Below are 13,349 nucleotides of genomic sequence, written 5' to 3'. Positions count from 1 at the left end.
AAGGTCGAATATGAAAAAAACGTTATTGGCATTAGCACTACTAGGTGCATCTTCAACAGCAATGGCTGATTCTTGGTTGTACGGTGGTGTAATGGGTGGTCAAAACTCATTAGGCAATAAAGAAGAGACAGCGATGGGTATCCACGTAGGTACTGGTATTCTTCCATTAATCGGCGTTGAAGCGGGTTATTGGGATCTTGGTTCTTTCGGCAGCGTTAATTACGGCAACCGCGATCTTAAGAATTTAGACGCAAGCACTGCTTACCTAGCGATTAAACCAAGCATCGATTTTGGTCCTCTTCACGTATACGCGAAGGGTGGTCTTCACTCTTACGAGCTTAAAGCTGATGGCTTCAAGCAAGACGATGTTGATATCATGTACGGTGTAGGCGCTGAATACTTCATCTTTGGTCCACTATCTGTAGGCGCTAGCTACCAAAACTTCAAAATGAAAGATGACGACTCTGGCGTATTCACGCTAAACGCAACTATCCACCTACTGTAATTACTTGCAGTCAGTGACGGACGTACCGTTGGTCACGGATATTTGTAGAGTTCGTAAGAATTCGTAAAAAATGCCAGCTTGATAGCTGGCATTTTTGTATCTGTTAACCGTGTAATCGCTACTCTGTTTTCTTATAACAGATAGCAAGCGGATGGTTATTTTTTACTGTTCAGAATACGCTGAATTCTTGGGTTAATCGCTTTACCGTGTTTACTTTCGTACTCTTCACGTTTTAAATCGTTCAGGTTCTTTACAGAGTTAGCGGCAAGAAGGAATTCTGGTAACTCAGTTTCAAGCATGCCTTTCTCATCTAAACGTTTCGCTTCCAAGTAATACTTCTTGAACAGGCCATCGAGTTTGTTTTCAGCCGTACGCTTTAAATCGTACAGTTTATTCTGGATTAACCATTGCTCAATCTTATTATCTGCAGAGCGTGACAACACTCGAATACGGCTATCCAACAACTCTTCTTCAGTCAAAGAATCTTTCAGGATCCAAAGCTCACCCATTTGCGGCGGCCAACTGTTGCCAAGTTGAATACGTTCATGACAGTGCATTAGCACGCGGTTAAGGCCGTCTGAATCGACTGAGTTAGCAAATTCAATAAACTTACCGCTCGGCTCGCTACCGTATTGGTATTCCCATTGTGTTTCGTACACGCTTAAGAAAGAACCAAACACATGGATACACCAATCAGTCAGCTCTAACTCTGCCGGATCTTGATCGACAACAGGCACTTTTTGAGACGAGCCTGCGTCGGTAGCGTTAGGTGTCGCTACATTAACTTCAGTGCTTTTTGCTTCAATTATTTCAGATCGTGCAGGAACGTCAGATACAACAGGCTCAGAAGGTTGGCTTTTTGCCTTTTTGAATGAGCTGCTGCCTGAAGCGTTCAGATGGGCTAAGCTTTTGTCTATACCCATTTCCTTGAGCTTGTCCTGCATTTCCTGAATATTGAGCGGTCTTCTGCTGTTGTTGTCTTTCATTTTGCTTCTCGTTAACTAGCCAGTACTGCAGCTTGGATTCAATCCGAGATAGTGGCATTAATTCATTAGCTTTGGCTTTATACCAAAGGACAAATTTCTTCCATACTAAACTATGGTCACCGGCCAAGCCGGAGAATTTAAACGCACGTTCTGCCCATGATGGGATCTCTTCTTCGTTGAGATCATGAGTAGAAACGGTGTTGCTGTTCATTGAGCCTCGGCCTTGTGGGCGAGGAGCATATTGCGTGTTTTGCATTGGTGCCGGAGCAGGCTGAAACTTGGGTGCAGGTGCAGGTGCAGGTGCAGTAGAGTAAACCGGAATACTATTGACCGGTTGAGTTTCAACTTGAACCGCAGCTTGCTCTTGCTCAATGAGCATTTTGAACACGTGTATCTCTTTCTTGTCTCGATAATCTACTTTTACTTTATCGAGGAAACCTTGGTCGACTAGACACTTAAGGCAATCGGCTAAACCGAACGTCGAGAGAGCACAAAGTTGACTTGCTGATTGTAGGCACACATTGGTGAAACCGAACTCATCAGCACCATCTGCAAGCATCAATAAAACCAGTTTTTCTGCTGGGCTAGAAGTATTCACTTGCCAAGCTAAATAAGAATATTTGGCGCTCAATATCGTGTTCTCAAAAAGGTAAGTCGTTGTCACTATTGTAAGTCACCCCTTACCGAATTTATAGCAACTTAACAGAAAACGACATTAGTAAGCCAAATATTGACCATAAGGAGAGGTCTGCCCCAAAAAGTAAGCCTACACTCATTCATTCTCGTGGGTTATGCCTGGATTCACTAAGCAAATATCGATAACGATTTAAAGTGCTAGCACTCTTTTTCGGCTAAGAATGGCCAATTTACTTTGGTATTCGGTTCGTCAAAAACAGCTCGTTTTTATTGATATTCATTGACCGTTCTCTCACTTACTCGCCCGTTTACTTACCCTTCCATACGTAAAGTGTATTTAATTTATAAAACACCTTGATATGATCAATATTTGCGCTATTATGACGATAAGTCAGAAATGACGAAGCGTCACAAAATGGTTAAGTACATGAATTTGCTATTCGTGTTAATATATTAAACAGGAGTGTTTTAAATACTGACTCAGCTTAGGTGATAGCTAAGCGAAAATACGGACTGAGAAATTATGTTTGGCTTTGGTTGTAAAGGCGATAAGCAAAGTATCTTTGGTTGTAAAGGCGGCTTGTCTAAAAAGCAGCAGTCTATTGCAGACCGAGAAGTAGAATTGATGTTGTTAGCGAAAGATCTGGTTCGAGAGCAAGGGTTCGGAAACCTCACGATGGATAAGCTAACGGCAGCGAGCTCTTATTCGAAAGGTACGATATATAATCACTTTTGTAGCAAAGAAGACGTGGTTTTAGCGTTGTGTATTCATTCTTTAAAGGCCGAGGCACTGATGTTTACTCGTTCTGGAGAGTTTGAAGGTAACACACGCGAAAAGATCGTCGCACTGCACGTTGCTTATCGAATCTATGCGCGCATGGAGCCGGTACTGTCAACGTGTGCGATCATGGCAAAAAGCCCGTGGGTACTAGAGAAAGCCTCTAGTGCACGTGTAACCGAGATGAACGAACTCGAAGAATTGGTGATTGAACAAGCCGATTCAATGGTTAACCAAGCAGTAGAAGTGGGTGACCTAAAGTTCTCTTCTGGTGTGGGTTCAGATGCCATCGTGTTTGCAAACTGGTCAATCGCATTTGGTTCAAATGCCTTGTCACAGAACGCATCAAACAGTCATTGTATTAAGCGGTTACAAGACCCGTATTCAGTATTACATAACGCGAATATGCTGCTCGACGGCCTGAACTGGCAGCCCCTTTCTACCGATTGGGACTACCGTAAAACCTGGCGTCGTGTAGAACAAGAACTGTTCAGTGAAGAGATCGCTTACTTAGAATCAGTAGGTCGATAGCTTCTATTAAGCCCACTTATGTGGGTTTATTAATAACCATTTATGACGATTCGTCACAAACTTAAGTTTAGCCTAATGTGGTTTAGGTTTTCTTGAGTGTATGACCAAGAATTGTGTCTTTTGTCAGCTTCGGCTGGCTTTTTATAACACAACTATGACGAATCGTCACAAATGGAGACTGTGATGGAACATGATAGCCAAAAGCCCGCTTTCGATCACCAAAATCGAGATAACCGTAATATCGATAGCGTAAACGGGGATCTCAATAACCGTTGGCACTCAATACCGACCAAGCGTTCGTTTATCGTTCTGCTGGTGGTTTTTTCAATCATCATGCTCTCTGCATTAGGGGCGAAGAACCTCTACTTTAGAGGGGATTACAACATCTTCTTCGAAGGCAACAACAAACAGTTGATGGCGTTCGATGAAATCCAAACTACCTTTGCGAAAACCGACAATCTCGCGATTGTTGTCGCACCTGATGGCGGCAACGTCTTCACCCCAGAAACCCTGACCTTAATTCAAAATCTCACCGTTGATGCGTGGCAGATCCCGTACTCAAGCCGTGTCGATTCTTTGGCCAATTATCAGCACACCGAAGCTGTTGAAGACGACTTATTGGTGGAAGATCTGCTGTATGAAGAATACGAACATACGCCCGAGCGAATCGCCAAAGTGAAACAGATCGCGCTAAACGAACCTCTGCTTAAGAATGCGTTGGTATCGGCTTCTGGTGATGTGACCATTGTTAACGTGACCGTGCAATTACCTGAAGTAGATAAAACCGCGGAAGTGCAAGAAGTCATAGCAGCAATCAACACTATGATCGCCAAGTATCAAGCGGACTATCCTAACGTCGAATTCCATAAAGCGGGCATCATTGCTATGAACAATGCTTTCATGATGTCGGCTCAAGAAGACAGCTCAACACTGGTGCCATTAATGCTATTGGTGGTGTTGGTATTCCTGACCTTTATGCTGCGCTCATTCTTTAGCGTGGTGGCGACCTTAGTTGTGATTATCTCTTCGATTGTCGCGACCATGGGGTTGTCTGGCTGGGCAGGGATGTTCCTCAGCACCGCAACGGTTAACGTCCCAACTTTGGTACTGACCCTAGCGGTGGCCGATTGTGTTCATGTGATTGTGACCATGAGACAAGCCATGCAGCGTGGCATGGAAAAAGCACAAGCTATTCAATACAGCATCAAGCTTAATGCGATGCCGATTTTGATTACCTCAGTGACCACCGCGATTGGTTTCTTGATGATGAACATGTCGGACTCCCCCGTATTACGAGACTTCGGTAACTTATCGGCATTGGGCGTGATCATCGCATGTTTCCTATCCGTGACTATGCTGCCTGCGCTATTAAAACTGCTACCAGTTAAGACTTTACCAACGAATGAAGTGGCACAAAGTAAAGTGACCTTCATGGATAAGCTCGGTGACTTTGTGGTAACTAATCGCAAAGCGTTATTGCCTATTTCTACTCTAGTTATCGTCGGCGCAGCGGCATTAATTCCACTGAACAAAGTGAATGATGAATCGGTGAAGTATTTCGATACCTCAAGCGAATTCAGACAAGCAGCCGACTTCATGGAACAGACTGTAAGCGGTATGACGACCATCAGTATTGCGGTCAAAACTAACGAGTCTCAAGCGATTGCTGACCCCTTGTTCTTACAAGCGATTGGTGATTTTACCGATTGGCTACGTGTTCAACCAGAAACCGACCATGTTGCTACGCTTTCTGATGTTTACATGCGTCTGAATAAGAACATGCATGGTGATGATGACCGTTATTACCAACTGCCACTTAACCGAGAGTTAGCCGCGCAATATCTACTGCTTTACGAGATGTCTCTACCTTATGGTTTGGATTTGAATAACCAGATCAACGTTGATAAATCATCGATCAAAATGGTACTGACGGTTGATAACCTCGGCAGTGTGGAATTGGTTGAACTCGAAGAGCGTATCTACTCATGGTTTGCCGCCAATGCACCTCAGTATGAAGTGGTCGCGTCGAGCCCATCATTGATGTTTGCTCACATTGGTGAAACCAACATGGCGAGCATGCTATCGACTCTGCCAATCACCTTAGTGCTTATCTCTGGTTTGATGATCTTCGCATTGCGCTCGGTTCGCTTAGGCATGATAAGCCTAGTGCCCAACATTGCGCCTGCGATTATTGGCTTTGGTTTATGGGCGCTTATCTCTGGTGAGATCAACCTTGGATTGTCGGTCGTGGTCACCCTTACTTTGGGTATCGTCGTCGATGATGCGGTGCACTTCTTGAGTAAATACCAACGCGCAAGAATGGAAGGGCAATCAGCGGAGGAAGCGGTTCGTTACGCCTTCCACACCGTAGGTCGCGCTTTGTGGATCACCACTGTTGTGCTAGTGGCCGGTTTCTCTGTATTGGCAATGTCGAGCTTCAGACTCAATTCCGATATGGGCTTACTCAGTGCGATTGTGATTTTCATTGCGTTGGTGGTCGACTTCATTTTGCTGCCAAGCCTGCTGATGATCTTCGACAAACAGACCCATTACTCAGACCAACCCCAATACGAACCAAAACCGTCTGTTAAAGCTAAACCTAATACGACGGCTGAACTGTCGACTTCAATCAAATAAGAAAACGTCAGCCTACTGCGGTGGGCTGACTTAAGGATTAATTTATGAAAATTATTAAACACTTTATGACAAAGAAAACACTCATAACGTCATTGATAACCATTGGCGCATTCTCGGCTTTCCCTGCGTTAGCCGATCCTGAAAAAGGCCTAGAGATCGCCGAGCAACGTAAAGCCGTTGATATGGGGTGGGGCGATTCTGTTGCGACCATGGAAATGCTACTTCGCAATAAACAAGGTGAAAGCAGCTCTCGTCTAATGCGATTGAAGTCGCTAGAGGTTGACGACGATGGCGATAAAGGACTGACCATATTTGATGAGCCACGCGACGTAAAAGGCACGGCTTTTTTAAACCATTCACACATCACCAAATCGGATGATCAATGGTTGTATCTGCCGGCATTGAAACGTGTAAAGCGTATCTCTTCTCGCAACAAGTCTGGCCCGTTTATGGGCAGTGAATTTGCTTACGAAGACCTAAGTTCGTTTGAGTTAGAAAAGTACACCTTCAACTACATCGAAGACGCCAATATTGAAGGTGTTGATACCTTTGTTTTAGAGCAAGTTCCGACCGACAAAAACTCTGGTTACACCATGCAAAAAGTATGGCTAGACCAGCAATATTACCGCCCAGTTCAAGTGGAATTTTACGACCGTAAAGGCGCATTGCTGAAAACTCTATCGTTCCAAGACTACAAACAATACCTAAACCAGTACTGGCGCGCGCACACCATGTCGATGCAAAACCACCAAACAGGTAAGAGTACTGTATTAACCACGACAGATTTAGCGTTCCAGACCGGTCTTAAGGATAAGGACTTTCAGAAAAATACACTTAAACGTGCAAAGTAAGGCAAGAATATGAAAAGGATTCTGTTAACAGGAACGCAGTTATCTTTAACCTTGGCAGCGACAGTTGGGCTTATGCAGGTGTCGTTGCCATGTGTAGCGGCAGGCTTTAGCTCTGAGTTCGTAGAGCAAGTCACCCCAGAACTCGCAGGGCAAGTTAACCTTGAACACAGGCAGTTCTTTAGCGACGGTTTACAGGGGCAGAACAAAGGACAAAGCTCACTGGTGTTACAACCCGAGTTTTACTGGGAGCAACAAGAAGGCAATGGCAGTTTTACCTTCACGCCATTTTATCGCTTAGACAGCGAAGACGATGAGCGAACCCATGGTGACGTTCGTGAAGCTTTGTACCTTACCTACTGGGATGACTACGAACTGCGCGCAGGTGTTGGCAAAGTGTTCTGGGGTGTGACCGAATCAGCACACTTAGTGGACGTGGTAAACCAAACCGATGCGATTGAGTCCGTCGATGGCGAATCGAAACTGGGTCAGCCAATGGTTCACTTCACGTCGATTAAAGACTGGGGAACCATCGATGCCATGTTACTGCCGTATTTTCGAGAGCGTACCTTTGCAGGGGAAGACGGTCGCTTAAGAACGCCCGTACCCGTTTCAGACGATGCGCTGTATGAATCATCAAGAGAAGAAAAGCACGTTGATGTGGCACTGCGCTATAGCCAAATGTATGGTGATTGGGATGTCGGGTTAAGCTACTTAGGCGGTACCAATCGTGACCCTTATTATCGTGTTGAAGGTAATAATCTTAAGCCCTATTACGCGCAAATGCAGCATTTCGGCCTTGATGTTCAGGGGATTATGGGTGATTGGTTATGGAAGCTTGAAAGCATTTATCGCGACAGTTATGACAACCATACAGGCGTAGCAACAGGCTTTGAGTATACATGGGTTGGGGCGCTAGAGTCGTATTGGGATATCGGTTTTATTGCTGAATACTTGTACGACAGTCGAGGCAACAATGCGCAGAGTGTCGGTCAAAACGACGTGTTCCTTGGGGCACGTTTCGCCTTAAATGATGAAGACGGGACCGAGGTGTTAACGGGCATCACTCAGGATCTAGATAACAGTGATGTTTACAGTGCAAAGCTCGAAGCCTCAAGTCGTATCAACAACAACCTCAAGTGGCGGTTGAACGCGTGGTTGTTTGAGAATGAAACCCCAGAAGACTTATTGTTCTTCGCTCGCAAAGATGATTTTGTTGAGATGGCGTTGGAATATTACTTTTAGTATTTTCAATAAGTTAAGTTAATGTTGGTTTATTGGGGTGTTCTTGTTGAATTGAACGCCCCAAACCCAGTGTTAATTTATATTTGTAGAGATCGAAGTCGTCTTTTTATAAAAGGAGTAAGCAATCAGGTAGGCCTACAGGTAGTATGGTTATATTTTACATGTATATATAACCTCTACATATGCACGCTTTTGACTACTGGTAACTGCCGGTAAACAAGTGTGATTTGGGCGTTAAGGGATTTATGAATTCATTTACTTGGAATAGATACTTCGAAACAGGCATTGGTGTCGTAGATGAACAACATCAATACCTCGTCGGTTTTATCAACCACTATGGCAATTTGCTGTCTGAAAACACTATCTCAATCGAAGATATTAGCATTGCTTTACTCGATCTCACGAGCTATGCCGAGTTTCACTTTAAAGAAGAAGAATCTTTGATGAGAGCTCGTAATTTATATCGCTCTCACATCGAAGAACACATCAAAGTGCATCGTGTTTTTATGCAAGATATCTACAGCATGCAAGCTTTCATTTTAGAAGAAGATCAGGCGTCTGCACGGCAGCTACTCGATTTCTTAATTCATTGGCTTGCGTATCATATCCTCGGTATTGACCAAAACATGGCTCGACAAGTGGCCGCGATAGAGGAAGGAGCGACCCCTAAACAAGCGTTTGAAGCCGAAGGAAAACAGAACGATTCTTCAACCATTCCTCTATTAGCTGCTCTTAAAGGCCTATTTGAGCAAGTCTCCGAACGTAATAAAGAGTTGTTACGGTTCAACCAGCTACTCGAAGACAAAGTCGAGGAAAGAACCGCAGAGCTAAAACGAGCGAACAAGAAGCTCGAAGAACTCTCCTTAACTGACTCGCTCACTAATTTGCCTAACCGCCGCTGTGCTTTTAAACAGTTAGCGGTGCATTGGCAAGAGTCCAAAGAACTTGGTATGCCTTTGGTGTGCATTATGATTGATGCCGACCACTTCAAGCGCATTAATGACACTTGCGGACACGATGCAGGTGATTTGGTGTTACAAACCCTCGCACACGAACTGAAAAACACATTTCGCAATGATGATATCGTGTGTCGATTAGGGGGCGATGAGTTCTTGGTGATCTGCCCCGATACCGATCTTAAAGGGGGCATGCACATTGCAGAAACCACTCGACAGAAAGTGTCTGAATTACAGGTCGACACTGGCGAGCAAGCTTGGCTTGGCAGCATTAGTGTCGGTGTGGCTGAAATGACCCAAGAATTCGAAACAATGAATGAATTGATTAAAGTAGCTGATGAGTCCGTTTATTTAGCGAAAAAAGCGGGCAAAAACCGCGTTTGTTCGATTCAGATTTAGAACGGGTTTATTTCAAGTTGAGAGCATAGTTCGCGTTAAATTTAAAATATAGCTCACGTCAGTTTTAGCGCTCAGGTTACTTTAGTTTTAGTTCTCAGGTCACCTTAGTTTTAGTTCTCATGAGACTTTAAATCGAGCGCTTCGCTCAGTTCCAAATTAAGGAGTGGTACCAGTAATTGTTCCACTTCTTCCTATTCCTCATTAATATCCTGTTAAATTTGCCGTGTTTTTAGTCAATAACTTGTTCTTTTAGCGATTCAATTTGGCATTGGTTGCGTGTTTGATTAGTATGTGTAGCTATCTAAAAAAACTAATCATCCGATACGGACACTACCAACTGGTAGATGAGGAAATGATGCAACATCTAGAAGAGATCATTGCTAATGCAACGACTGCTATTGATACAGCAGATTCGTTAGTCGCACTTGATGAAGTGCGAGTTCAGTATTTAGGTAAGAAGGGTGAATTAACTCTTCAACTACAAAGCCTAGGTAAACTTCCACCTGAAGAGCGTCGCACTGCTGGTCAAGAGATCAACAAAGCGAAAGGTGCTGTTCAACAAGCGATCGCAGCTCGCAAAGACGCACTACAACGTGCAGAGCTTGAAGCGAAACTAGCTGAAGAAACTATCGATGTGAGCCTACCAGGTCGTCGCATTGAGAACGGTGGTCTTCACCCAGTTACTCGCACAGTTGAGCGTATCGAACAGTTCTTTGGTGAGCTTGGCTTTAGCACTGAGTCTGGCCCTGAGATCGAAGATGCATTCCACAACTTTGATGCACTAAACATCGCAGACGATCACCCAGCTCGTACTGATCACGATACTTTCTTCTTCAACCCTGATCTAATGCTACGTACGCACACTTCTGGTGTTCAAATCCGTACGATGGAAAACGGCAAACCGCCATTCCGCTTCATTGCTCCGGGTCGTGTTTACCGTAACGACTACGATCAAACTCACACGCCAATGTTCCACCAAGTGGAAGGTATGTTAGTTGATGAGAACGTAAACTTCGCACAACTTAAAGGCATTCTTAACGATTTCCTTTGTAACTTCTTTGAAGAAGAAGTTGAAGTGCGTTTCCGTCCTTCATTCTTCCCGTTCACAGAGCCTTCAGCTGAAGTGGACGTGAAACGTAAAGATGGCAAATGGCTAGAAGTTCTAGGCTGTGGCATGGTTCACCCTAACGTACTTCGCTCTGTTGGCATCGACCCTGAGAAATACTCTGGTTTTGCATTCGGTATGGGTGTAGAGCGTCTAACGATGCTTCGTTACGGCGTAAATGACCTTCGTGCGTTCTTCGAGAACGACCTTCGTTTCCTTAAACAATTCAAGTAATCCGGGGCAGTCAAAACTATGAAATTCAGTGAATCTTGGCTACGCGAGTGGGTTAAACCTGCAATTAACAGCGAAGAGCTAGCTCACCAAATCACTATGGCTGGTTTGGAAGTTGACGATGTAGAACCTGTTGCTGGTGAATTCACCGGCGTTAAAGTAGGTAAAGTGGTTGAGTGCGGTCAGCACCCAGACGCAGACAAACTACAAGTTACAAAAATTGATATCGGCGAAGAAGAGCTGCTAGATATCGTTTGTGGTGCATCTAACTGTCGTCTTGGCCTAACGGTAGCAGTAGCAACAGTTGGCGCAGTACTTCCTGGTGACTTCAAAATCAAGAAAGCAAAACTACGTGGCGTTCCATCGAACGGCATGCTTTGTTCTTTCTCTGAGCTAGGTATCGACGTAGAGTCAGACGGCATCCTTGAGCTGCCTGAAGGCACAACGCTAGGTATGGACGTACGTGAGCTTCTAGAGCTTAACGACGTAACTATCGACGTAGACCTAACAGCAAACCGCGCAGACTGCTTCAGCATCCGTGGCCTTGCTCGTGAAGTTGGCGTACTAAACCGCGCAGACGTTACAGAGCCAACAGTTGAAACTGTTGTAACAAGCATTGAAGACACAGTATCTGTTGAAATCAAAGCAGCTGATGCTTGTCCACGTTACCTTGGCCGTGTGGTTAAGAACGTAAACGTGAAAGCGGACACTCCAATCTGGATGCAAGAAAAACTGCGCCGTTGTGGTATCCGTTCAATCGACCCAGTTGTAGACATCACAAACTACGTGATGCTAGAGCAAGGCCAACCAATGCACGCATTTGATCTCGCTAAGATCGAAGGCGGTATCGTGGTTCGTCTAGCAGAGCAGGGCGAAAAGCTAACACTTCTAGATGGCAACGAAGCTGAACTAAACAGCAACACGCTTGTTATCGCTGACCACAACAAAGCACTAGCAATCGCTGGTATCTTTGGCGGTCAAGATTCAGGTGTGACTACTGAAACAACAGACGTACTTCTTGAAGCGGCATTCTTCGCACCGGATCACATCCGTGGTCGCGCACGTGCTTACGGCCTTCACACAGATTCTTCTCTACGTTTCGAACGTGGTGTTGATTCAACACTTCAAGCAGCAGCAATGGAGCGTGCAACACAGCTTCTAGTTGAAATCTGTGGTGGTGAAGTTGCGCCAGTAAACGGTAGCGAATCTGAAGCTGATCTTCCTAAAGCAAACGTAGTTGCTCTACGTCGCGCTAAGCTAGACAGCCTATTAGGTCACGAAATCCCATCTACAGACGTAGTGGAAATTCTTACTCGCCTAGGTTGTAACGTTGAAACGACTGATGCTGGTTGGACGGCAACGTCTCCATCTTGGCGTTTTGATATCGCAATCGAGCAAGACCTAATTGAAGAAGTAGGTCGTATCTACGGTTACGATAACATTCCAAACCAAGCGCCTAAAGCGGCACTTAAAATGAATGACCACAAAGAAGCTAACCAACCGCTTAAGCGCGTTCGTGACCTTCTTGTAGACCGTGGCTACCACGAAGCAATCACATACAGCTTCGTAGAACCAGAACAGCAAAAACTTGTTGTACCTGGTGTTGAGCCGCTAATCCTGCCATTCCCAATCTCTGCGGATATGTCAGCAATGCGTCTTGGCCTAATCCAAGGTCTACTAAACACAGTTGTTCACAACCAGAAGCGTCAACAGTCTCGCGTTCGTCTATTCGAATCTGGCCTACGTTTCATCCCTGAAGCAACGGCTGAAAACGGCATGCGCCAAGAAATGATGCTTGCGGGCGTTATCTCTGGTACTCGTGGCGAAGAGCACTGGGACATTGCAACTAACACTGTAGATTTCTTCGATCTTAAAGGTGACCTAGAAGCCGTTCTTGAGCTTTCTGCAAACGAAATCGCATACAGCTTCAAAGCAGCGAAGCACCCAGCACTTCACCCAGGTCAAACTGCGGCTATCGTAGTAGACGGCAAAGAAGTGGGTATCATTGGTACTGTTCACCCAGAACTAGAGCGTAAGTTTGGTCTTAACGGCCGCACTATCGTATTCGAAATCGAATGGGCAGCTATCAACACTCGCGTGCTTCCAGAAGCAGTAGCCGTATCTAAGTTCCCTGCAAACCGTCGTGATATCGCCGTTGTTGTTGATGAAGCAGTAGCTTCTGGCGACATCGTAGAAGCGTGTATCGCTGCTGGTGGCGAATTCCTAACAGGCGCTAAACTGTTCGACGTATACGTTGGTCAAGGCGTTGAAGAAGGTAAGAAGAGCCTAGCAATCGCACTTAGCCTACAGTCTGTAGAGCGCACACTTGAAGATGCAGACATCGCTGGTTCAGTAGATGCTATCGTAGCTTCAATCTCAGAGAAATTCGGCGCAGCACTTCGCGACTAATCTCTTCTGATAGATAGAAAAACAAAGGCCTCGCATTGCGAGGCCTTTTTGTTTTTGCTCGAATAGCGAGTAGGGGCTAACTC

Annotated in this window: 10 protein-coding genes; 8 read left to right on the top strand and 2 right to left on the bottom strand. The window is 45.1% G+C overall.

The window, feature by feature from the left end; genetic code table 11:
- Positions 1 to 10: 10 nt before the first annotated feature.
- Entirely contained in the window at positions 11 to 505 is a 495-nt protein-coding gene (locus L8S15_RS00310) for an outer membrane beta-barrel protein (protein ID WP_010441347.1), read from the top strand.
- A 155-nt stretch (positions 506 to 660) separates the two neighbouring features.
- On the opposite strand, the gene L8S15_RS00305 is transcribed toward L8S15_RS00310, so the two are convergent.
- Complete coding sequence (locus tag L8S15_RS00305) at positions 661 to 1,428, bottom strand: hypothetical protein (RefSeq protein WP_010441345.1); 768 nt, start codon at positions 1,426 to 1,428, stop codon at positions 661 to 663.
- Positions 1,349 to 2,155, bottom strand: a complete 807-nt coding sequence (locus L8S15_RS00300) for a hypothetical protein (protein WP_016795323.1) — start codon at positions 2,153 to 2,155, stop codon at positions 1,349 to 1,351. The genes L8S15_RS00305 and L8S15_RS00300 overlap by 80 nt, the downstream gene beginning before the upstream one ends.
- 495 nt (positions 2,156 to 2,650) lie before the next feature.
- Here L8S15_RS00300 and L8S15_RS00295 point away from each other — a divergent pair, with 495 nt between their 5' ends.
- From L8S15_RS00295 to pheT, 7 genes are all read left to right on the top strand, one after another.
- Positions 2,651 to 3,436, top strand: a complete 786-nt coding sequence (locus L8S15_RS00295; protein ID WP_010441341.1) for a TetR/AcrR family transcriptional regulator — start codon at positions 2,651 to 2,653, stop codon at positions 3,434 to 3,436.
- Positions 3,437 to 3,607: 171 nt separating this feature from the next.
- Positions 3,608 to 6,073, top strand: a complete 2,466-nt coding sequence (locus L8S15_RS00290; protein WP_345781711.1) for an MMPL family transporter — start codon at positions 3,608 to 3,610, stop codon at positions 6,071 to 6,073.
- Between the two features lie 44 nt (positions 6,074 to 6,117).
- Complete coding sequence (locus L8S15_RS00285) at positions 6,118 to 6,924, top strand: outer membrane lipoprotein-sorting protein (RefSeq protein WP_016767268.1); 807 nt, start codon at positions 6,118 to 6,120, stop codon at positions 6,922 to 6,924.
- Positions 6,925 to 6,933: 9 nt separating this feature from the next.
- Positions 6,934 to 8,166, top strand: a complete 1,233-nt coding sequence (locus L8S15_RS00280) for a hypothetical protein (RefSeq protein WP_016767269.1) — start codon at positions 6,934 to 6,936, stop codon at positions 8,164 to 8,166.
- A gap of 245 nt (positions 8,167 to 8,411) precedes the next feature.
- Positions 8,412 to 9,521 (top strand): GGDEF domain-containing protein, encoded by a 1,110-nt coding sequence (locus L8S15_RS00275; protein ID WP_010441333.1) that lies wholly within the window; start codon positions 8,412 to 8,414, stop codon positions 9,519 to 9,521.
- A gap of 355 nt (positions 9,522 to 9,876) precedes the next feature.
- Complete coding sequence (gene pheS, locus L8S15_RS00270; RefSeq protein ID WP_004734764.1) at positions 9,877 to 10,860, top strand: phenylalanine--tRNA ligase subunit alpha; 984 nt, start codon at positions 9,877 to 9,879, stop codon at positions 10,858 to 10,860.
- Positions 10,861 to 10,878: 18 nt separating this feature from the next.
- Positions 10,879 to 13,266, top strand: a complete 2,388-nt coding sequence (gene pheT / locus L8S15_RS00265) for a phenylalanine--tRNA ligase subunit beta (protein ID WP_016786226.1) — start codon at positions 10,879 to 10,881, stop codon at positions 13,264 to 13,266.
- The last annotated feature ends 83 nt before the right edge of the window (positions 13,267 to 13,349 follow it).

This window comes from Vibrio sp. S/42/10 (assembly GCF_029890535.1).
In the GTDB taxonomy this organism is placed as follows: Bacteria; Pseudomonadota; Gammaproteobacteria; order Enterobacterales; family Vibrionaceae; genus Vibrio; species Vibrio cyclitrophicus.
This window is presented reverse-complemented; position numbering and strand designations above follow the sequence as displayed.